A 19,595-nucleotide genomic window follows, 5' to 3' on the forward strand; every position below is an offset into this window, starting at 1 on the left:
GGCGCAATGGATGACCACGCGCCTGTATCAGGAGCGCCGACGCGGCTATCAGGTCAACTTCGCCAACGCACTGTCGAAAATGAAGGACAACGTCGTGCGCCTGCTCTCTACGGAGCCACCGCCCGACCTCCTTGAACGGCTCCTCTGCGCCATGGCCCTGGAGGTGGAGGCGATCCGGCCCGATCGGTCGTTCCCGCGTCACATCAAGTCCACGACGCCAAAACGCTTCCATCCCAACTACAAGCGCTGCCGCTAGGGCTTAACTTAATGGCATTGGGGGTGGGGCGGGTTCCGTCGCCCGACAGGTTGGTGGGTTGTTTTCCGGCGATCACCTCAGTTCGACGCGGCCCTGCTGCCGGCTCGGGGTTTGTCGGGCTGGAGCCCGACCTAAGGGGGCTGCGGTTGTTCTTGCTCCGAGGCTGATCTTGGCATTACTCGGTTACACGCTCTGCGTGGGAGTGTCGTCGGGACGCTCTGCGTCCCTGCCGCCGGAGCGATGTGCTGCGCCGGGGATATCTCGGTGGTCGGGCGCGGCAGGTGCGCCCGGGGCTTGAGCTCGGCGTCCTTGGCGGGGGCGGGTTGAGAGACCGACTGTCGGGCCGCTGGGCTTTCGGGCTCGTGACGCGGAGCGTCGGGGCTACACTCCCACGCGGAGCGTGGGAGCGAGTGCCGGGGTGACGCTTGGGAGCGTGTACCGGGGCTCCGCTTGGGAGTTGGTGCCGGATGTCGGGTTGAAGCGGGGTGCATAGGTCGCTACGGTTTGGATTGCGATCGGACCTCGGCGTCGAGCTGGGCGATTTCGGCCTTGAGGGCTTCGTATTCGGCGCGTTTGCGCTGCAGGAAGCGCGCGGTGATGCGGGCCTTGGCCTCGATGCCCTGCGGGGTGAGCAGGTAGGCGTAGGCGAGCTTGTTGTCGCTTCTGCGGAAGTTCTGGACCTTCACCCAACCGTGGTCGATGAGGGCTCGCACGCAGAAGTTGGTGCTGCCCAGGCTGATGCCGAGCGCCTTCGCAAGATCGCGTTGGGTGCCGTCGGGGTGCGTCTCGAGGTGCTTGAGGACGCGGTAGTGGAGGTCGTCGGTCACGGGGCTCGCTCGCGGGCGTCGCAGGGATAAGGCTGGGTGACGCGATCGGGCGCGCCGGGTGCAGGGGCACCGATATGCTTGAATCGACCGGGGGGCGTCTTGGTTGTTTGGACACGCTACCGCCCTACCCTGTCGTTTTCGAGGTATAGGCGCGCGGCGGTTTGTTCAGGCGTTGTACGACGTCGGTAGAGTAGCGGGTCGGGGGCGGCGGGGCAAGGGCGGCGGATAAACGTGCGGGACGGGGTGAATACCCCGTCCCGCCTTGGGGACACTCAGCCCCCGTGACCTGCGGGCAGATCCTCCGGATTGGCGGCATCGTAGGGTGTGGTGACGGAGGAACCGCACCGGAGGGTGCGGTTTTGCGCGGTGCGGCGGTGTCGGTGCGGTGCGCTGCGCTCACCGCACCCTACGGGGCTGGCCCAACGGGGCTTACCATGCGAGCCTGGGGCAACGCCTCGGGAGTTCGGTGCGGTTCGCTGCGCTCACCGCACCCTACGGGGCTGGCCCAGCGGGGCTTACCCTGCGAGCCGGGGTAACGCCTCGGGAGTTCGGTGCGGTTCGCTGCGCTCACCGCACCCTACGGGGCTGGCCCCGCGTGGCCTCCGATCAGATCTTCCAGACTGGGGGCATCGAAGATGCCGTCGAGCCAGGCGTCCAGTTGCGCAACCGGCGCCGTATCGATGCGCTGCTCCGCCTCTGTGGGCAATGGGCCGAAGCGACGCGTGAGCAGACGCTTGAGACTTTCGGCTTTGCCCATGGCCTTGCCCATGGCCTGACCCATGGCCTTACCCTTTGCTTCGCCCTTTGCTTCGCCCTTTTCTTCGCCCTTTGCCTCGCCCTCGGCAAAGATCGATTGATACGCCTTCGTCTCCTGAATCGGGGTCACTAAGTTCAGCATCGCCCAGATCTCCTTCGCGGTCAGTCCGCGAAATCGCTCGAAAAACCAAAACTCCAAGACCTGTCCCAAGATCTCGCGCACCTCCGGAGCAAGCGAGACGTCCTGCACGGTGCGCCACAAGTCCTGCGCACGGGCTCGCAGGTCCTCATCGTCGTCGATCAGCAGCGGCGCGAAGACCGCAACATAGGGGTTGTCGGGCTCCCGCGCCAGCCAATCCGGCAAGACGCGCCGCAGCGCGACTTGCAGCAGCGGCGCTTGGGCCTGGTTCGCCCACCGTGGAAAACGCGGCCGATCCTGCTCCCGCAGAAAGATCCCCACGCCGATCACGTCCCGATGCGGATGCTCCTCGCCATACAGACCGATCTTGGTCAGCAGATTGTACCAAGCCTTGTCCGAGTGCTGACCTTGGAATTCGACCACGTAGACCGGCCCGTCGTGCCCGTCGGGCTCGAAAATTCCATCCAAACGGCGCTCCAGCCCTTTGATGGTCAGGGAACAGAACCGGTAAGGACCGACCAATTCATGACCTCCGGTGAGCACGCGGAAGGCTTCGGCGCCGGCGGAGAGGAAGAGGTAGATGGGGTTGTCCGTTTTCATACGCGCTCGCGGCTGGGCGGGAGGACGTGCAACATCTCGTGCAGTATCTTGGAGGGGCTTGCGAGGGAGGAGTACAGGGTGTGGACCAGTCCGCTGGATGAGTTTCCGACCACCGCGTCGACTTGGGCGACGGTCGAGAGATCGCGCAGCTGGCCGAGTGATGTAAACGTCTTGGCATGTCGGGGATGGCTTCGTCGAAGGCGCCTTCGGTCGTCTCGCCGCCGTGCAGATGGGCGATCGGGATACGGGCGATCATGGCGGACGCGGCGGATGAGTTGCAGCTCCAGTGCGGGGGATTGACGGATGCCCTCCATCACCCAGCGCAGCAGGCCGTATTCGGCGCGGGTGCCGGTGACGATGCAGATGCGTTTGGTCATGAGGTCGGATCGGCATCCGGATGGCCGGCGGGATTGAGGCGACTGTCGAAACGAAACGGTTGTTTCGGATGAAGCATTGAATTCACGCTTAGCCCTTCGCATTGCCGTCAATACACTTCGTCGTGAGTTCCGATATCGAGCAACAGGATCACTTCCTCCCCGCTTTCCGCGTCGGCCTGTAGTGCAAAAACCACTCGACAATCGTAACCGCAGGAGCACGCCCACAGCCCCAAAAGGCTGCCACTCAACTTGTGCGTTCCGAGTGCGGCTGAGAAAACGTCCGCCTGCAGATTCCGGAGCACGCCATCGATATCGCCTTGCAGCGTTCTATCTCGCTTGATCAGCTTGCGGTACGCGCGACGAAACTTGGGCGTGACAACGAGTGGTCTCATTCGACATCCGCGAGGGTCCCGTGGAGATCATTGATGGCGTCCTCGGCAGACTGTGCCTTCAACTTTCCCTCATGAAATAGTGCGATTGAGCGTCGCGCGTCCGCAGCCATCTCGTCACGTCGTGCCTCGTTTTGACGGTGACGCAGGATTCCGATCAGCATCTCTCGCTGGTCGGGCGGCAACTGCAGTGCGGTGTTGATGACTTCATCCAAGGTGACGCTGTTCAACATCCTTGAATTCCTCCCGACAGTGTTAAAGGAGCTCGTTCGATGCCTTGTCGCATCTCTTGTTCTAGAATGAAGGCTTCGATCTTTTCCGCCTGCGCCGGAAACCTCTGTCCTGCGAGCCGTTCACCATCATCGAGACTGAATGATCCGGCGTGGTCTCCATACACGGCGCGGCAATGTGGGACGCCGTCATCGTCCATGTAAAGGACAGCAGGTCTGATTCTCGGACCCTCAACTTCTTCTGCAGCCGAGCGACACCGGTGACCGGCAACCCACGACGAACCCACGTAACCGGGTCGCCGTCGGTCGCCTCGCGGCCAAAAAGAACGACGCGGATGCGTGTCGCGGTATCGTCCCCGAGGATGACGGCAGCTTTGAAATCCCGCCGCCCAACGGGGCTACCCGTGACACCCGCCGCTGGTCGACGTGCATCTTCGGGGATATCGCGATCGTCTTTGGCAACCGTCTTCGCTGTACTCATCTCGTATCTTACCTGCTGGTGCGATTTGATACTCTCTTTGGTAAGCCTATACCTCAATCAGTTCATCGTTGTCGAAGTCTCGTCTTGCGCCGTGCCCGACCACCTCATCCCACCGCATCGGCGAGAGCCCGGTGCCGGGGCGTTTGACGGCGAGGTTGTCGGCCGTGAAGGCATCGCCGGAGCGGATCGGGACGGCGGCGACGATGGACTTGCGGGCGATCGGTTCATTCTTGGCCTCGCTCGGGCTGGGGCGTTTGATGCCGTCGCCCAGGGCCAGCTCGATGTTGCGGATGGCGCGCACCATGGCGGCGAATTCGCCCGGCTCCGGACTGGCCTTGTGGTCCGGGCCGGGGAGGTTGCGGTCCAGGGTGAGGTGTTTTTCGATCACCGTCGCGCCGAGTGCGACGGCGGCGATCGGGACCTCGATGCCGGCGGTGTGATCGGAGTAGCCGACGGCCACGCCGAAGGCATCGCGGATGGCCAGCATGGCGCGCAGATTCACGTCCTGCATCGGGGTCGGGTATTCGGTGTTGCAGGGCAGGACGGTGATGCGCTCGCGTGGGGTGCCGGCGGTCTCCAAGACATCGATCGCGGCCTCGATCTCGCCGAGGGTGGCCATGCCGGTCGAGAGGATCAGGGGTTTGCCGAAGCGGACCTCGGCGTCGAGCCGGGCGATTTCGGCCTTGAGGGCTTCGTATTCGGCGCGTTTGCGCTGCAGGACGCGGGCGGTGATGCGGGCCTTGGCCTCGATGCCCCGCGGGGGATGTCCCGTCTTGGTTAAACGCGGGCTGTCCATGGTATCCCTTGACACGGAACCATCAAATCAGCCCGGCCCGGCTTCTCGGAGCCGGTTGGCCGTTGCCGGCAAGCCCGCCCGTTCCAGCGCCGTTGCAAACTCATCCGGGGTCGATTCGGGCTTTTTTCGCCGTGTCCGCATCCGCTTGAACGCCGAGATCACGGCGACCGGATGCCCAGACCCAGCTCGCGTGCGTTATCCGCAAGACGATCGAGCGCCTGTTGCTGTTGCTCGCGCATCTGTTGCTCATAGTCCAGCAGGTGCTTCAGGGTCACGCGCCGATGCGTGCCGACTTTTCGGTAAGGCAGATGACCCGCTTCCATCTCTTTGATGACGAAAGGACGCGAGACATTGAGGAAGTGTGCGGCCTCGACCGTCGTGAGCTCGCGTTCCATGGGCATCAGCACGATGGACTGGCCCTGACTCATGGCGCCGAGCAACTGGCCGATCACTTTCAGGGCTGCGGGCGGCACCTCTACGCGCGGCTGTTCGCCGGTGTCTGTTGTCAGCAGGATCGAGGCGGCGCGCGAGTGATCCAGCGCGGCCATAATGCAGCGTTGAGCGGCGCGCGCCAGATCCTTCTCGGCGGGACTCAACAGGGATGACTCAAGCTCGCGGGCATCGTCACTGGTGGTCATGACGGAGCTTCCTGCTTTGTTTTGCGTCCATCCATGATCGATGCAAATGCAACAAGTGCAATAACCGCAACCGCCGTCGTCAGGAGGCTTCAGGTGATGGGCGTTTGGAAAACCGCCGATCCGGCGCGGTGGCCGATGTCCTGCGCGGGCGGCGTTACAAGGGCGGCTTTGAGCCGAGCCAGCCGATGTTGCTGCCGCCGAGCGCGGAGGATGACATCGCAGAGGACAACCCGATTACGATCCGGCCGACGGCAATGCCAGTGCGGGCAGCATCAAAACCAAACAGCAGCTCGAGCGCGAGCTGGCGGCAGAATACCCGTCCCGCCTTTGGGGGGTTCGGTGCGGTTCGCTGCGCTCACCGCACCCTACGGGGCTGGCTGGCGGCATCGTAGGGTGTGGTGACGGAGGAACCGCACCGGAGGGTGCGGTTTTGCGTGGTGCGGCGGTGTCTGTGGGGTCGGTGCGGTTCGCTGCGCTCACCGCACCCTACGGGGCTGGCCCAGCGGGGCTTACCATGCGAGCCCGGGGCATCGCCTCGGGCGTTCGGTTCGGTTCGCTGCGCTCACCGCACCCTACGGGACTGGCCCAACGGGGCTTATCACGCGAGCCCGGGGCATCGCCTCGGGAGCACGATCCCCATCCTAGGCCCTGAAGGGGCGGCCCAACGCTTTGATGTGTGGATCTTTGGCGCGCGTTTCGGGGAAGGGCAGATCGGTGCAAAACGGCTCCGTGATCGCCGGGCGTCTCGCGGCGGGGTACGCCTCTTGGCGCGTCAGCTCGAGTGAAGTCTCACGGGTCGATCTGGAATGCCCCGAGCAATCCCTTCAGGAGGTCGATCGGTGCGGGTGGACAGCCGGGGATCTTCACGTCGACCGGGATCACGTTCTCGAGGGCACCGCAGGAGGCGTAGGAGACCCCGATCTCGCCGCCGTCGCACGCGCAGGTGCCGGCGGCGATGACGAATTTGGGTGACGGGGTGGCGCGCCAGGTGCGGCGCAGTGCGGTCTCCATGTGGCGGGATACGGGTCCGGTCACGAGCAGGAGGTCGGCATGACGGGGCGAGGCGACGAAGTGGATGCCGAAGCGCTCGACATCGTAGAAGGGATTGTTGAGCGCATGGATCTCCAGCTCGCAGCCGTTGCAGGAGCCCGCGTCGACCTGCCGGATGGCGAGACTTCCGCCGAAGCGCGCATCGATGTGTCGGCGCACCTCGATGCCGAGCCGCTCCAGCTCGGCATCGTCGTGGGCAGGTACGGCTTCGGTCACGACGCCTGTGCGGAAGGATTGCTTAAGGATTCGGAACATGCTGAACCGCGTCTCTGAGTGATGGGGAACGGTCATCGCCAACCGCGATGGCGAGGATGCCCATGAACCCTCTGCCTGACGCGATTCGGAAAAAAGAAGTCAATATCCTGGAGTTCGTCACTCCGTCCATCCCGGCATGTGGCGCAGAGCGCCAGGGGCATGCGTGACACCGCAGAGCGGGTGTCACGAGCGCCGTGATGTTCCATCCTGGCACGTGGCGCAGAGCGCCAGGGGTATGCGTGACACCGCAGAGCGGGTGTCACGAGCGCAGTGATTTTTTGTCATGAGCAGAGTGTTCTTTTGGGTGGCCATTCTTACGAGCGAGGTCGAAAAAACTCAGTATCCTGAGCCGCGCCCGCTGCGGCGCCTGTTGATACATTCGAGGCCCGAATCAGCAGCCAAGCGCGCATGTCGCATGGTGGCGCGGTTCAGAGATCCACCCCCGCATACGACCCGTTGACCGACTTATTGCACACCGGAAAATCCGGGACGATGTTGCCGTGGATCAGGCGCTCCAGGGCCGGCCAGGTGAACCAGCTCGGGTCGCGCGGGAAGTAGCGGGCGATCCGGCCCTCCGCGGCGAAGCGCACGACGCAGAGGATCTCCCCGCGCCAGCCTTCGATCAGACCCAGGCCCATGGCGCCCTGCTGCGGAGACGGGAAAGGCGCGGCGATCTCGCCCTCCGGCAGGGCATCGAGCAGACGGTCGAGCATCCAGAGGCTCGCGCGGACCTCCTTCATGCGAACCCGAACGCGGGCGGCGACGTCGCCCGCCGTCTCTTCGGGGACCTCGACGCGCACCTGGTCGTAAGGCGCATAGGGACTGTCGCGACGGACATCGAACGCGAGCCCGCTGGCCTTGCCGACATAGCCGGTGCAGCCGAGCGCGCGGGCGTCGGCCTGCGCGAGGATGCCGGTTCCGATCAGGCGGTCGTCGAGCGACGGGTGGTCGTCGATGATATCGAACAGGGGCGCGATGGCCTTTTGGAGGGCCGCGTGGTCGAGACGCAGCTCGCGGAAGTCGGTCTCCGAGAGGTCGTGGGCGACGCCGCCGGGGAGCAGCGTGTCCATCATGAGGCGATGACCGAAGAGTGCCGCGCTGCGGCGCTGCCACTGCTCGCGCAACCGGGCGCATTGGACGTGGGCGAAGGCGAAGCCGACGTCGTTGCAGATGGCGCCGATGTCGCCGAGATGGTTGGCGATGCGCTCGCGCTCGGCCAGCAGGGCGCGCAGGCTCATCGCGCGTGGCGGCGGCGCGCAGCCGGCGGCGCGCTCCATCGCCTGAGCGGCGGCCCAGGCATAGGCGACGGTGGAGTCGCCGGAGACGCGGGCGGCAAGTCGCATCAGACCCTGTGGATCGCGCCCGACGGCGAGCTTCTCGATCCCGCGATGGACATAGCCGAGGCGCTCTTCCAGGCTCAGGACGTCCTCGCCGGCAGCCTGAAAGCGGAAGTGTCCGGGCTCGATGATGCCGGCGTGGACGGGGCCGACCGGGATCTCGTAGACGCCGCTGCCCTGGATGCGGGCGAAAGGGTAGTCGACATCGGCCGGGGTGCGCCGCGTGCTGCGCCCTTCGATCGGGAAATCCGTGCGCAGCGGAAAGTCATCGGTCGACCAAGCCTGATGGCGGGTCCAACGCCGCTCGTCCGGATGCCCGTGAAAGCGCACGCCGGTCAGGTCTCGAGCATGGCGCTCCAGGCGATCGACGCCGGGGAACAGCGGGGTGTGCGAGTCCAGAACCGGGCGTGTCTGCAAAACCAGGGTTTGCAGGATCAGGTAGTCGCCGTCCCGTTCGAGGCAGGCTTGAACGCGGATGGCCGAACCTTCGATCTCGCTCCCGCTCTCCTGCGGGCTCTCCGACGGACGATCCCCGAGCGGATCGGCCCAGACGCCCGCGTGCCTCAGACCCATCGCCGCGGCGATCCTCCCGGCCGCACCCCAATCCTCGGCAGCGAGATCCAGACGACGGGCCGGGGCCAGGACATCGGCATCAGCCTGTCGGGGGATCGGCCGATCGTGGTCGAGCCGGGCCAGAAACTCGGACAACCAGTCAAAGCGGCTCACAGCAGACTGCTCCCGGTGATGAGTTGCGTCGCCCGGTTCAGCCATTGCGCAAGGAAGCCGGGGATCGCGAGCCCCAGCCAAAGCACCAGACCCAGATGGACGACGACCGGGATCATGTTGGCCTGAACAGGCTGTTGGCCCTCGGGCGGGGTGCCGTAGACCATCGGGTGCAGATGCCGGAAGAGCCCGGCGAAGGCGATGGCCAGACCGGTCACCAGCGGGAGCGTCAGCCAGGGCTGCGCCTGCATGGTGGCGGTGAGCAGCAGGAACTCGCTGGTGAAGACCCCGAACGGCGGAAAGCCCGCAATGGCCGCCACGCCGATCAGCAGCGACCAGCCGACCGCCGGTTGGGTGCGGATGAGCCCGCGGATCTTCTCGATGCCCTGACTCCCGGCGATGTGCGCGGCATGACCGACGGTGACGAAGATGGCCGACTTGGTGAGCGAATGCACCAGCATGTGCAGCAGTGCACCGAAGGTGGCGAGCGGGCCGCCGAGCCCGAAGGCGAAGGTCATGAGCCCCATGTGCTCGATGGAGGAGTAGCTGAACAGACGCTTGATGTCGCGCTGGCGGTGCAGGAAGAGCCCGGCGACCGTGAAGGAGACCAGCCCGAAGCCCATCAACAAGGCACCCGCCAGGTGCGGCGAGGCGGTCGCCGCCAGCGAGCCGTCGACCAGCATCTTGAAGCGCACCAGGGCATAGAGGGCGACGTTCAGCAGCAACCCGGAGAGCACGGCGGACATGGGTGTCGGCCCCTCGGAGTGGGCGTCGGGCAACCACTGGTGCATGGGGACCAGACCGACCTTGGTGCCGTAGCCGACCAGCAGGAAGACGAAGGCGATGCGCATGACGGTGGGGTCGAGCGCGGCGGCATGGGCATGGAGGCTGCTCCAGATCAGACCGGCGCCGGGCTCGGCGAGCGCGCCGAAGTCGACGTGCTGCGCGGCGAAGTAGGTCAGGACGGTGCCGAACAGGGCCAGCGCGATGCCGACCCCGCAGAGGATGAAATATTTCCAGGCCGCCTCGATCGCCTCGGGCGTGCGGTAGAGCGAGACGAGCAGAACGGTGGCCAGCGTCGCGCCCTCGACGGCGACCCAGAGGACACCCAGATTGTCGGTGGTGAGCGCGACCAGCATGGTCAGCATGAAGGTCTGATACATGCTGTGATAGACGCGCATGCCGCCGAGGTAGACCCGGCCCTCGGCACGCACGTGACGCATGTAGGGCCGCGAGAAGATGGACGTGGTCAGACCGACGAAGGCGGTCAAGACGACCAGATAGACGTTGAAGGCATCGACCCGAAAACCGATGCCGATCAGTCGGCCGACTACATCCCCCTCGAGCGCCACGGACCAGGCCAACCAACCGGCCGCCACCAGCGTCAGCGCCGAGATCGCCAGGTTGAGCCAGCCGCCCGCGGCGGGCGTGCGAACCAGCGCCAGCGCGAGCGCACCCAGCAAGGGCGCCAGCACGGTGAGCAGGAGTGCGGTCATGGCCGGTCCTCCCCCGCGATCTCCGCCGTCTCGCTCAGGCGATTGAGCCGGTCCACGTCGAGCGAATCGATGCTCTCGCGGATCTGAAAGAAGAAGACCCCGAACAGGACCATGGCGACCAGGACGTCGAAGGCGACGCCCAGCTCGACGATCAAGGGCATGCCGCCGGTCGCCGAGACGGCGGCGAGAAAGAGTCCGTTCTCGATCGACATGAAACCCAGCACCTGCGCGACCGCCTGCTGGCGCACCACCATCATGAGGAAGCCGATCAGGACCACCGCGAGACTGATGGCGAGGATGTTGCGGGTGAAGGCCAGCTCTTCGGCGACCATCGGCAGGACCAGCCAAGAGCTGAAGATCACCAGCCCGACCGCCGCCATGATGGCCAGGCTCGGACGCTGCAGGGGCTCGGTGTGACGCTCCAGCGCCAGCCCGCGGACCTGCCGATGGAGCATCGCCGGGATCACCAGCGCCTTGAGGAGCAGCGTCAACCCGGCCGAGAAATACAGATGATGGACATCCCCGCTCACGGCGACGACCGCGGTGACCGCGGCGACCAGGGCGCCCTGCCAGGCGAACGCATGGATCGCCGAGACCAGCCGGCTCTGCGCCAGCAGGACGAACGAGAGAAAAAGCACCAGGGCGGCCAGCAGGACCACCAACTGTTGGAGCAGCGGCAACGCCGGGAGACTCATGCCCCGACCTCCAGGATCACATGGCTCAAGAGCCCGAGCAGGGCCAGCAGCAGGGCGAGATTCAGAAAGGCCGGGACACGGAACAGACGCATCTTCGCCAAGACCGTCTCGGCCGCCGCCAAGGCGCCCCCGAGCACCGCCAGCTTCAGCACGACGGCAGCCAGACCCATCGCCAGCGACGCCGGTGCAGGGTCCGACGCGACCCCCCAGGGAAAGAAGATGTTGGCGACCAGCACGCCGTAGAGCAGGAGCTTGATCTGCGCGGCCCACTCCATCAGGGCCAGGTGCCGACCCGAGTATTCGAGCACCATGGCCTCGTGGACCATTGTCAGCTCTAGATGGGTCGTCGGATTGTCGACCGGGATGCGGCCGGTCTCGGCGAGCGCCACCAGCGTCAAGCCGGCAAAGGCGAAGAGATAGGAGGGCCGCAGGACGAAGGCATCGCCGAGATGATGCGCGATGACGCTGCCCAGGTTGGTGCTGTGCGCGGTCATCGCCAGGGTGAAGACCGCCATCAGCATCGCCGGCTCGGCCAGGGCGGAGATCATCATCTCGCGCGAGGCCCCCATGCCGCCGAAGGCCGTGCCCACATCCATGCCGGCGAGGGCCAGAAAGACGCGTGCGAGGGCCAGCAGCCCGGCCAAGACGATGATGTCGGCGACCACCGCGGTCGGTAGATCGATGGTCAGGAGCGGCACCGTTGCCGCCGCCAGCCAGGTGGCGACAAAGACCACGTAGGGCGCGGCGCGAAACAGCGGCGAGGCGGTATGGGCGACCCGCGCCTCCTTGAGGAGCAGCTTGCGCAGCTCGCGATAGGGCTGAAAGACCGAGGCCCCGCGCCGGTTCTGCAGACGCGCCCTGACCTTGCGGACCCAGCCCGCCAGCAGCGGCGCAAGCGCCGGAAACAGGAGCGCCTGCACGAGGGCGAGCAGCCATGCGGATGGGGAGAGGATGTCGGCCATCGGGTTCAGCGCTTCATCGCGAATCTTCAGAGTCGTGAGCAGTGAGTGGCGCCGTAGGGTGGACAAGCGCAGCGCAGTCCACCAACGCCGGCGCGGGGCCAAGGATCAAGGCCGGGCCGCTCACGCCGAGACGATCCACAACAGGACCAGTAAGGTCACCAGGGTCCAACCGAGATAGACGCGGACGTTGCCCGACTGCAGACGGACCACGCGTCGCGCCGCGGCCTCGACCAAGCGCGCCAGGGGCAGATAGAGCGCGTCCCAGCTGCGGTCGCCGATCTTGATCTGATGGCGCATCCCGCCGTCTTCGCGCGGAACCTGCGTCTCCTCCACCCGAAACAGCAGCGCGAAGACCCGCCGGACCGGTTGGGCGAAGGCGGTCGCGCTGTATTGCATCCGCGCCGTCGAGGGTGCGAAACCGCAGTCCCAGGCATCGCAGCGGCGCACCCGGCGCGCGCCGACACGACGCATCCCCGGGACCACGAGAGCGGCGATCGCGACGAGCAGCAAGGCGACCAGAGGCGCGCTGTAGCTCGCGGTTTCGAACGCATCGGGCACCAGCCAGAGCCAGCCTCGGCTGCCCGCGTCGGGCAACCCGCCGCCGAGGATCTGGCGCGGGACGGCGTCGATCAGCCCGATCACCAGGGTCGGAAAGAGACCCAGCAGAACACAGAGTGCGGCGAGCAGACCCTGCGCGGCGCGGATCCCCCAAGGACCGGGCCGGGCGCGGCGCACGTGCCGGCTGCGCGCCTGACCGAGGAAGGCGATGCCGTAGACCTTCACGAAGGTCGCCGCCACCAGCGCGCCGGTGAGCGCCAGCACCGCGGTCGCGATCGGGACGAGGCTGCGCATGACGCCGCTCTCGAGCTGCCAGGCCTGGAGGGCGGCCTGAAAGGTCAGCCATTCGGAGACGAAGCCGTTGAAGGGCGGCAGTGCCGCGATCGACAGACAACCGATCAGAAAGAACAGCCCGGTCCAGGGCATGCGCCGCAGCAGACCGCCCATCTGCTCCAGATCCCGCTCGTGGGTGCTGTGCAGGATGGAACCGGCGCCCAGAAAGAGCAGCCCTTTGAAGAGTGCATGATTGAGCGCGTGGTAGAGCGCCGCGACGAAGGCGAGCGCGCCCGGCAACGGGTGACCGTTATCGATGAAGATCAGCGCCAACCCCAGGGCGATGAAGACGATGCCCAGATTCTCGACGGATGAATAGGCGAGCAGGCGTTTCAGATCGGTCTGCATCAGCGCAAAGAGTGCGCCGGTGAGCGCCGAGAGGCTGCCGATCGCCAGCACCGCCATCCCCCAGGGCCATTGCACATCGCCGATCAGATCGAAGACCAGACGGATGAAGCCGTAGACGGCCACCTTGAGCATGACGCCGGACATCAGGGCCGAGATGTACGACGGCGCGGCCGGATGGGCCTCGGGCAGCCAGGCATGCAGCGGCACCAGACCGGCCTTCATGCCGAATCCGAGGAAGACCAGGCCGAAGGCCAGGCTCGCCCAGAGGGGAGAGAGCTCGGCGGCCCGCATGGACGCGAAGGCGAAGCCGTCGCCGAAGGAGGCCAGCACACCGAAACCCAGCAGGATGCTCAGCCCCCCGACATGCGCCATCAGCAGATAGAGAAAGGCCGCGCGTCGGTTGGCCGCCTGCTCATGCTGAAAGCCGACCAGGAAGTAGGACGCCAGCGACATGACCTCCCAGGCGATCATGAAGAGGAAGGCATCGTCGGCGAGGACGACCAGGAGCATGCCGGCCAGGAAGAGCCCGGTGAAGCCGCCAAGCGCGACCAGCGAATCCCGGCCCTGCTCGAGCCCGCGCACGTAGGCCGGCCCGTAGAGCCCGATCGTGCCGGTCACCAGACCGATGAGGAGCAGGAAGAACCCGGCGAGTGCATCGATGCGCACATGCCAGGGCAGCCAAGGCAGCCCCAGCGGCAAGGTCGCCGTCGCCGCCCCGCCCGACAGCAAGGCGCCCAATCCCGCCACGATCGCCGCCACGCCGCAGAGACCGAGCAGGGGCATGGCCGCGAAGCGCACGACCTTGGGGACACGCGCCGCAAGCAGCGAGACGACGGCCGACCCGAGGGCGAGCGCCACCGCGAGCCCGGCCATGGACAGGGCGGTCTCGATCCTCATCGCGTGGCGTCGGTGTCGCTCGTCTTCGCGTCCGAGCCTGAGTCGCACCGCTTGAGCCGAACCCCGCGCCCGCCGTCCGAGCTGACCTGTCCGTCGCCGATCAGCTCGATCCCGGCCCGGTCGAGGGCCTCGATCAGCTTCATGACCGAATCCAGGGTGCCGCGGACTTGACCGTCGCTGGCCTCCATCCGTTGAATGGTCGGCAGAGACAGCCCCGCAGCCTCGGCCAAACGCCTTTGGTCGAGTCCCAACAGTGCACGAGCGGCGCGGATCTGGGCGGCAACGATCATGTTTCAGACATCACTAGTCATGTTTTAGTGATGAGTTTATGTCGCGGAGAAATCATTTGGCAAGAGCCTCTGCGATGCATCGAGCCTTTCGGCGCCCGGCATCACGCAGACGCTCTCGCATGCATGCCGGGCTTCTTCAACCGTATACTGATGCGCCGGAGCCCTCGCCCGGGGCACCACCACCGCCGACCCGGAGCCCAGAACCGTGATCGAGATCGAATACGTCGTCAGAGACCAAAAGGGAGCCGAACGCTTGCGTACGACCGACAAAAAGGCCGCCGACGCCTACGACAAGGCACTCGAGAGCGCGGAGCGTCTCGCCGAGCTCCTGCGCCACGACAAGATCCTGCCGGACCTTCCCGAGGCCGATCTCGAGGAGCTGACCATCTATCTGGCACGCAATGCCAAGACCGTCGAACGCATTCTCAAGGGCAAGTCGGCCGAGATCGACACCGAGAAGAGCGACAGCACGACGGCCGCGGAAGAACCCGATACGACGTCCAAGGTCGCGAGCCTGCGGGCCGCCGGCTGATCGGGCCCGGCGGTATGAGCGGGACTGTGCGGTGAACAAGCGTCGTCGCATGGAACTCTCGACGGCCGATCCGTCAAAGACAGCGAGCCTCGCTCCGGGATCGCGGATCGGCGACCGGCCCGATCCGCTCGAAACCCATTCGTCCATTTCGATTCGACACCTTTTCACCATTCCACCGACTCGGAGACCTTGCGCATGAAGCTGATCGCACGCCTGACCGCTGCAACCGCCATCCTCGCCACGACGACACTCAGCGCGGAGACGGCACCGAACCCCAATGTCGAAGAGGCCAAAGGGATCATCAAGGAGTTCGCCACGACCCTGCAGGGCGAGCTGCAGGCGGCCATCAAGGAAGGCGGCCCGACCAATGCCATCGCGGTCTGCCAAGACCGTGCACCGGCCATCGCCACGGACCTCTCCGAGCGCTCCGGCTGGCAGGTGGGCCGAACCAGCCTGAAGACCCGCAACACCGCCGACAATACGCCGGATGCCTGGGAACAAGAGGTCCTCGTCGACTTCGACGCCCGCCGCGCCGCCGGAGAAGACGTGCAGCCCATGGCCTATGCCGCGGTCGTCGAGACCGCCGACGGGAAGACCTTTCGCTTCATGAAGGCGATCCCGACGGGCGAGGTCTGCCTCGCCTGCCACGGCAGCGACATCACGCCGGAGGTCGCAGCGGCGATCGATGAGCGCTATCCTGAGGATACGGCACGCGGCTACAGCCTCGGCGATGTCCGAGGCGCGTTCACCCTGTCCAAGCCGCTTTGACCCCAGTCCGCCCGGGCGAGAGCCCGGGCGATCGCTTCAGGTTCGGTGCGGGCTCCGCCCCGAGCCAACAACGTGACATCAGCCATGGAAGAGGAACGGTTCGATCTCAGTTACCGGGGCGATCTGGCTCCAGGAGCCGATCCTGCACGCGTGCGCGAGCGCCTGACGGCGCTATTCAAGCTCAGCGAGGCGGGTTCCGAGCGCCTGTTCACCGGTCGACCGGTGATCGTGAAGCGCAACGCCGATGCCGTGGCCACGGCACGCTTCACCGAGATCTTCGAGCAAGCCGGCGCGGTCCTGACCGTGACACCCTTGGACACGCAGGTGCAGTCGCGGGACTCCGATCGGAGCCCCGAGAACGCGACCGATACCCCATCGCCGCCGCAACGCGACCCGCCCTCGCCGCCGGAATCGACCGACCGACGCAGCACCGACACACGGCCCCTCGCGCTGGCGACCACCCAAGACGGCTTTCTCGAACCCGCGCGCACGGTTAACATAGCGGCCTTCGACACGGGCGAGCTGAGCCTCGTTTCGGGGCAAGACTGGAGCCTCGCGGACTGCGAGCCGCTGCCGACGCCGATCCCGATTCCCGACATCGACTATCTCTCGCTTGCCGAGATGGAGCCGCCGGCCGAGGGCTCGCGGACCGAGGCCGATCGGAGCGAGAAAGGCCGAGAGCCGCCGGACTGAAGCATCAATTCCTTCAAAACCGCGGCGGCGCCGACGGTTGTCGGAGCCGGCACTGAGAATCCAATCCCACAAACGACGCATACCGCACCGGGCGCGGTCCAAGAGCACTCTATGAGCACGGATTTTGACCATATCGTCATCGGCGCCGGCATCAGCGGCTTGGGCTCCGCCCATTTCGCGGCCCGCCGCGGTCGGCGAACCCTCGTGCTCGAGTCCTCGGATCGCGTCGGGGGTTGCATCAACAGTCAGACCTTCCCGGAGCTCGGCGGCTTCTGGACCGAGGCCGGCGGTCACACCTGTTTCAACAGCTACGGCAACCTGCTGTCGATCCTGGACGATCTGGGATTGACCCGACACGTTCAGCCCAAGGGAAAGGTCGGCTATCTGCTTTGGAAAGGCGGGCAGCGGGCCTCGATCCTCTCCGCGCTGCACCTCTGGGAGGCGATGCGCTCGATCCCGAAGATCTTCTCCGCCCCCAAGGAAGGGCGCAGCGTCTCCGCTTATTACGGGGATGTGCTCGGGCGCCGCAACTATCGCGACCTGCTGCGTCATGCCTTTCAAGCCGTGATCTGCCAGCCGGCGGACGACTACCCCGCCGAGGCACTGTTTCGGCGCAAACCGCGCCGCAAGGACGTCATCAAGGCGTTTACCTTCTCGACCGGGCTCTCCGCGATCCCGGCGACGATCGCCGCGCAGCAGGGGCTCGAGGTCCGCACCGGACAGCAGATCTCGGTGATCGAGCGCGACGGCGACGGCTTTCGCGTCACCACCGGCGGTGAGACCTTGAGCTGCGGCTCGCTTACCCTCGCCGTTCCGCCGGATGTCGCCACCGCGCTGATGCCGGCTGGGTTCGATGCCGCGCGGGCCGCGATCACCGATATCGGCGTGGCGGAGATCGAGACCCTGGTCCTGGCGTTCCGCACCTCCGACCTCGGACTCAAACCCATCGCGGGCCTGATCGCCGTCGACGAGGCCTTCTACTCGGCCGTCTCGCGTGACTTTCTCGCCGACCCGAGCTACCGCGGATTCGCCTTCCACTTCAGACCGGGCGCGCTGGGCGAGCAAGCCCAGATCGAGCGGGCCTGTCTCGCCTTGGGCACCACGCCGCGCCATATCGCGGCACAGGCGCGGGTGCGCAATCGCTTGCCGGCGCTGCGCACGGGCCACACCGCACGGGTCAGGCGGCTCGACGAGACGCTCGCGGGAACGCGGCTCGCCGTCACCGGAAACTGGTTCCTCGGCGTCTCCATCGAGGATGCACTCACCCGCAGCCGCAGCGAGTCCGATCGACTCTTTGCGGTTTGACGCTCGAGGTCACCTCATGAGAAGACGGATCGCGCTCGGCCTCGCCCTGCTCCTGCCGATCGGCACGGCCACCGCCGAGATCATCGGCAGCGTTGCCACCAAGTTCAAGTGGATGGGTCCGAACGACAAGATCCTCGTCGAGGTCTTCGACGACGAGGAGATCCCGGGCGTGGCCTGTTACTTGAGTCGCGCCAAGACAGGCGGTGTGTCGGGCGCGGTCGGCGTCGCGGAGGACACCTCCGATGCGGCGATCCATTGCGTCCAAGTCGGTCCCATCACGCTGCCCGAAGATATTCGCGACGGCAAGCGAGACGGCGACGAGGTCTTCAAGAAGCGCACGTCGTTGCTGTTCAAGAGCCTCCAGGTCGTGCGCTTCTACGACGCGCCCCGTCACACACTGGTCTACTTGAGCTATAGCGACAGGGTCATCGAAGGCTCGCCGAAGAACAGTATCACCGCCGTACCGATTCTGCCTTGGAGCGGGCACGCCCCATAGGCGAGTACCGCGTTCCACATTATTTTGCTGAGCACGCAAAATAAGGTGGAACGCGGTACCAGGGGTTCGGTTGATACCGAGCGCACGGCCCGTTAGACCCGATCTCGAAGGAACGAAGGGGGAAGACCGCTCGATGAAACAGCCCATCGCAGATGCGCAAGAGGCCATGAGAAGGATCGCACTCGGCGGCAGCGAATCCGCTGCCGGGGTGCCGAGCCGAGTCGGCTGGTCCAGCGCCGACATCCATCGATGCGGCCTTGAAGACGCGGAGCGGATCAATACGGCCATCGCGACCGCCGTGAGCGGGATGCAAGAGGATGATTTCGAGCGTCGCACCCATTTTGTAGGCGGTCGATTCGAGAATCTATACCTCGAACGAACGCGCATCCCGGCCCTTGCGCCCGTGCTCGATCAAGCCATTGCCTGCGCAGCCTTCATCCTCGGACGCTTACCCGGGAGACTGCGCTGCGGGTTTTGGCTGAATCTCACGGGACCAGGTCAAGGGACCTCGAAGCACACCCACGACGAGCACGACGAGCTGCTCTCGGGCGTCTATTACGTCGACATCCCGCCGGACTCCGGCGACTTGATCCTCTACGACGGGCCGTCGACGATTCGCATCGAGCCGCAGCCCGGGAGCTTCATCTTTTTCCCGCCACACCTTCCGCATGCCGTGGAGATCAATCGCAGCGCGCTGCCGCGCCTGTCGATCGGTATCAATATCGGCCCGCGCTGAAGACCGAAGGGTCCGCATCGCACCCGCCCGAGCCTTGGGCGGGGCGGGACTCGACTCACATCGCGCCGCTCAAGCGCTGACGCTCCTTGATCTCGCGCCGCTCCTGCGCCTCGACGGAGAGGGTCGCGACCGGACGCGCCTCCAGGCGCGCCAGACCGATCGGCTCGCCGGTCTCCTCGCAGTAGCCGTAGCTTCCGTCCTCGATGCGCGCCAACGCCTCGTCGATCTTGTGGACCAGCTTGCGGCAACGGTCGCGAGTCCTCAGCTCCAACGCCTGATCCGCCTCGCGGGTGGCACGATCCACGTCGTCGCCGACCTCGTGATGGGCACTGTCGCGCAGGCCGTCGAGCGTTCCTTGGGCCTCTTCCAGAAGCTCTACCCGCCAAGTAAGCAGCTTGGCGCGAAAATAGGCGAGCTGACGCTCGCTCATGTACTCCTCATCGGGACCGGGAGAATAGTCGGATCCTGGATCCTCAGCCATCGGACACCCCCTCACCTTGACGCAGATCGAATATGTAATAACATAACACGACTTCAGTACCTTCTTGAGTAGGCTGACCCGAACGCCCTGTCGTGACCCGGAGCAAGCGACGCATCGGTCCGGATTCACCCTTGCGCCGCGGCCGAATCGC

Annotated in this window: 22 protein-coding genes and 1 pseudogene; 7 read left to right on the forward strand and 16 right to left on the reverse strand. The window is 65.8% G+C overall.

Going from position 1 to position 19,595, the window contains the following annotated elements; translation table 11 throughout:
• Nucleotides 1-256, forward strand: a pseudogene (locus THIMADRAFT_RS21170) (IS4 family transposase); the annotation flags it as partial.
• 497 nt (nt 257-753) lie between these two features.
• Here the strand turns inward: THIMADRAFT_RS21170 and THIMADRAFT_RS21175 are convergent.
• From THIMADRAFT_RS21175 to THIMADRAFT_RS21245, 15 genes are all read right to left on the reverse strand, one after another.
• On the reverse strand, nt 754-1,083 hold the full coding sequence (locus THIMADRAFT_RS21175) for a MarR family EPS-associated transcriptional regulator (protein WP_007195165.1): 330 nt from the start codon (nt 1,081-1,083) through the stop codon (nt 754-756).
• 577 nt (nt 1,084-1,660) lie between these two features.
• Nucleotides 1,661-2,578: a DUF2887 domain-containing protein gene (locus THIMADRAFT_RS21180; RefSeq protein WP_007195166.1), complete on the reverse strand. Its 918-nt coding sequence runs from the start codon at nt 2,576-2,578 to the stop codon at nt 1,661-1,663.
• Entirely contained in the window at nt 2,575-2,955 is a 381-nt protein-coding gene (locus THIMADRAFT_RS27555; RefSeq protein ID WP_007195167.1) for a hypothetical protein, read from the reverse strand. Before THIMADRAFT_RS27555 ends, THIMADRAFT_RS21180 begins: the two co-directional genes overlap by 4 nt.
• Before the next feature lie 107 nt (nt 2,956-3,062).
• Entirely contained in the window at nt 3,063-3,347 is a 285-nt protein-coding gene (locus THIMADRAFT_RS21190) for a type II toxin-antitoxin system RelE/ParE family toxin (RefSeq protein ID WP_007195168.1), read from the reverse strand.
• On the reverse strand, nt 3,344-3,577 hold the full coding sequence (locus THIMADRAFT_RS21195) for a hypothetical protein (protein WP_007195169.1): 234 nt from the start codon (nt 3,575-3,577) through the stop codon (nt 3,344-3,346). The genes THIMADRAFT_RS21190 and THIMADRAFT_RS21195 overlap by 4 nt, the downstream gene beginning before the upstream one ends.
• A 61-nt stretch (nt 3,578-3,638) precedes the next feature.
• Nucleotides 3,639-4,055, reverse strand: a complete 417-nt coding sequence (locus tag THIMADRAFT_RS21200; protein WP_139052940.1) for a hypothetical protein — start codon at nt 4,053-4,055, stop codon at nt 3,639-3,641.
• Between the two features lie 46 nt (nt 4,056-4,101).
• Entirely contained in the window at nt 4,102-4,851 is a 750-nt protein-coding gene (locus THIMADRAFT_RS21205; protein ID WP_007195170.1) for an N-acetylneuraminate synthase family protein, read from the reverse strand.
• A 158-nt stretch (nt 4,852-5,009) separates the two neighbouring features.
• Complete coding sequence (locus THIMADRAFT_RS21210; RefSeq protein WP_007195171.1) at nt 5,010-5,489, reverse strand: helix-turn-helix domain-containing protein; 480 nt, start codon at nt 5,487-5,489, stop codon at nt 5,010-5,012.
• A 789-nt stretch (nt 5,490-6,278) separates the two neighbouring features.
• Nucleotides 6,279-6,794: an NADH-quinone oxidoreductase subunit B family protein gene (locus THIMADRAFT_RS21215; protein ID WP_007195172.1), complete on the reverse strand. Its 516-nt coding sequence runs from the start codon at nt 6,792-6,794 to the stop codon at nt 6,279-6,281.
• Between the two features lie 428 nt (nt 6,795-7,222).
• Nucleotides 7,223-8,857, reverse strand: coding sequence for a hydrogenase large subunit (locus tag THIMADRAFT_RS21220; RefSeq protein WP_007195174.1), 1,635 nt, complete (start codon nt 8,855-8,857; stop codon nt 7,223-7,225).
• A complete protein-coding gene (locus tag THIMADRAFT_RS21225) occupies nt 8,854-10,350 on the reverse strand; it encodes a hydrogenase 4 subunit F (RefSeq protein WP_007195175.1) in 1,497 nt (498 codons plus the stop codon). Before THIMADRAFT_RS21225 ends, THIMADRAFT_RS21220 begins: the two co-directional genes overlap by 4 nt.
• The gene (locus tag THIMADRAFT_RS21230) at nt 10,347-11,045 is read right to left on the reverse strand and encodes a hypothetical protein (protein WP_007195176.1); all 699 of its coding nucleotides are present in this window, start codon (nt 11,043-11,045) and stop codon (nt 10,347-10,349) included. Before THIMADRAFT_RS21230 ends, THIMADRAFT_RS21225 begins: the two co-directional genes overlap by 4 nt.
• The gene (locus THIMADRAFT_RS21235) at nt 11,042-12,007 is read right to left on the reverse strand and encodes a respiratory chain complex I subunit 1 family protein (RefSeq protein WP_007195177.1); all 966 of its coding nucleotides are present in this window, start codon (nt 12,005-12,007) and stop codon (nt 11,042-11,044) included. The genes THIMADRAFT_RS21230 and THIMADRAFT_RS21235 overlap by 4 nt, the downstream gene beginning before the upstream one ends.
• A 120-nt stretch (nt 12,008-12,127) precedes the next feature.
• Nucleotides 12,128-14,143 carry a hydrogenase 4 subunit B gene (gene hyfB / locus THIMADRAFT_RS21240; protein WP_007195178.1) on the reverse strand — a complete coding sequence of 672 codons (2,016 nt, stop codon included), beginning with the start codon at nt 14,141-14,143 and terminating at the stop codon, nt 12,128-12,130.
• Entirely contained in the window at nt 14,140-14,433 is a 294-nt protein-coding gene (locus THIMADRAFT_RS21245; RefSeq protein ID WP_007195179.1) for a helix-turn-helix domain-containing protein, read from the reverse strand. The genes hyfB and THIMADRAFT_RS21245 overlap by 4 nt, the downstream gene beginning before the upstream one ends.
• A 205-nt stretch (nt 14,434-14,638) precedes the next feature.
• Here THIMADRAFT_RS21245 and THIMADRAFT_RS21250 point away from each other — a divergent pair, with 205 nt between their 5' ends.
• The 6 genes from THIMADRAFT_RS21250 to THIMADRAFT_RS21275 all read left to right on the forward strand — a co-directional run bounded on the left by THIMADRAFT_RS21250 (nt 14,639) and on the right by THIMADRAFT_RS21275 (nt 18,963).
• Entirely contained in the window at nt 14,639-14,965 is a 327-nt protein-coding gene (locus THIMADRAFT_RS21250; RefSeq protein WP_007195180.1) for a YebG family protein, read from the forward strand.
• Between the two features lie 195 nt (nt 14,966-15,160).
• Nucleotides 15,161-15,733, forward strand: coding sequence for a Tll0287-like domain-containing protein (locus THIMADRAFT_RS21255; RefSeq protein WP_007195181.1), 573 nt, complete (start codon nt 15,161-15,163; stop codon nt 15,731-15,733).
• 72 nt (nt 15,734-15,805) lie between these two features.
• Entirely contained in the window at nt 15,806-16,426 is a 621-nt protein-coding gene (locus THIMADRAFT_RS21260) for a hypothetical protein (RefSeq protein ID WP_199484279.1), read from the forward strand.
• Nucleotides 16,427-16,537: 111 nt separating this feature from the next.
• Nucleotides 16,538-17,731 (forward strand): protoporphyrinogen/coproporphyrinogen oxidase, encoded by a 1,194-nt coding sequence (locus THIMADRAFT_RS21265; protein ID WP_007195183.1) that lies wholly within the window; start codon nt 16,538-16,540, stop codon nt 17,729-17,731.
• Nucleotides 17,732-17,747: 16 nt separating this feature from the next.
• On the forward strand, nt 17,748-18,227 hold the full coding sequence (locus THIMADRAFT_RS21270) for a CreA family protein (RefSeq protein WP_007195184.1): 480 nt from the start codon (nt 17,748-17,750) through the stop codon (nt 18,225-18,227).
• A 133-nt stretch (nt 18,228-18,360) separates the two neighbouring features.
• Nucleotides 18,361-18,963 carry a 2OG-Fe(II) oxygenase family protein gene (locus THIMADRAFT_RS21275; protein ID WP_007195185.1) on the forward strand — a complete coding sequence of 201 codons (603 nt, stop codon included), beginning with the start codon at nt 18,361-18,363 and terminating at the stop codon, nt 18,961-18,963.
• A 55-nt stretch (nt 18,964-19,018) separates the two neighbouring features.
• On the opposite strand, the gene dksA is transcribed toward THIMADRAFT_RS21275, so the two are convergent.
• Nucleotides 19,019-19,444: an RNA polymerase-binding protein DksA gene (dksA, locus tag THIMADRAFT_RS21280; RefSeq protein ID WP_007195186.1), complete on the reverse strand. Its 426-nt coding sequence runs from the start codon at nt 19,442-19,444 to the stop codon at nt 19,019-19,021.
• Nucleotides 19,445-19,595: the final 151 nt, after the last annotated feature.

Source organism: Thiocapsa marina 5811 (assembly GCF_000223985.1).
Lineage (GTDB): Bacteria > Pseudomonadota > Gammaproteobacteria > Chromatiales > Chromatiaceae > Thiocapsa > Thiocapsa marina.

Excerpts from the sequence above, each read along its gene's own strand:
- THIMADRAFT_RS21190 (WP_007195168.1), bottom strand. The coding sequence starts at position 3,347 with ATGAGACCACTCGTTGTCACGCCCAAGTTTCGTCGCGCGTACCGCAAG.
- THIMADRAFT_RS21265 (WP_007195183.1), top strand. The coding sequence starts at position 16,538 with ATGAGCACGGATTTTGACCATATCGTCATCGGCGCCGGCATCAGCGGC.
- THIMADRAFT_RS21235 (WP_007195177.1), bottom strand. The coding sequence starts at position 12,007 with ATGGCCGACATCCTCTCCCCATCCGCATGGCTGCTCGCCCTCGTGCAG.
- THIMADRAFT_RS27555 (WP_007195167.1), bottom strand. The coding sequence starts at position 2,955 with ATGACCAAACGCATCTGCATCGTCACCGGCACCCGCGCCGAATACGGC.
- THIMADRAFT_RS21275 (WP_007195185.1), top strand. The coding sequence starts at position 18,361 with ATGAAACAGCCCATCGCAGATGCGCAAGAGGCCATGAGAAGGATCGCA.
- THIMADRAFT_RS21180 (WP_007195166.1), bottom strand. The coding sequence starts at position 2,578 with ATGAAAACGGACAACCCCATCTACCTCTTCCTCTCCGCCGGCGCCGAA.
- dksA (WP_007195186.1), bottom strand. The coding sequence starts at position 19,444 with ATGGCTGAGGATCCAGGATCCGACTATTCTCCCGGTCCCGATGAGGAG.
- THIMADRAFT_RS21270 (WP_007195184.1), top strand. The coding sequence starts at position 17,748 with ATGAGAAGACGGATCGCGCTCGGCCTCGCCCTGCTCCTGCCGATCGGC.
- THIMADRAFT_RS21215 (WP_007195172.1), bottom strand. The coding sequence starts at position 6,794 with ATGTTCCGAATCCTTAAGCAATCCTTCCGCACAGGCGTCGTGACCGAA.
- THIMADRAFT_RS21255 (WP_007195181.1), top strand. The coding sequence starts at position 15,161 with ATGAAGCTGATCGCACGCCTGACCGCTGCAACCGCCATCCTCGCCACG.
- THIMADRAFT_RS21200 (WP_139052940.1), bottom strand. The coding sequence starts at position 4,055 with ATGAGTACAGCGAAGACGGTTGCCAAAGACGATCGCGATATCCCCGAA.
- THIMADRAFT_RS21245 (WP_007195179.1), bottom strand. The coding sequence starts at position 14,433 with ATGATCGTTGCCGCCCAGATCCGCGCCGCTCGTGCACTGTTGGGACTC.
- THIMADRAFT_RS21230 (WP_007195176.1), bottom strand. The coding sequence starts at position 11,045 with ATGAGTCTCCCGGCGTTGCCGCTGCTCCAACAGTTGGTGGTCCTGCTG.
- THIMADRAFT_RS21195 (WP_007195169.1), bottom strand. The coding sequence starts at position 3,577 with ATGTTGAACAGCGTCACCTTGGATGAAGTCATCAACACCGCACTGCAG.
- THIMADRAFT_RS21210 (WP_007195171.1), bottom strand. The coding sequence starts at position 5,489 with ATGACCACCAGTGACGATGCCCGCGAGCTTGAGTCATCCCTGTTGAGT.
- THIMADRAFT_RS21225 (WP_007195175.1), bottom strand. The coding sequence starts at position 10,350 with ATGACCGCACTCCTGCTCACCGTGCTGGCGCCCTTGCTGGGTGCGCTC.
- hyfB (WP_007195178.1), bottom strand. The coding sequence starts at position 14,143 with ATGAGGATCGAGACCGCCCTGTCCATGGCCGGGCTCGCGGTGGCGCTC.
- THIMADRAFT_RS21205 (WP_007195170.1), bottom strand. The coding sequence starts at position 4,851 with ATGGACAGCCCGCGTTTAACCAAGACGGGACATCCCCCGCGGGGCATC.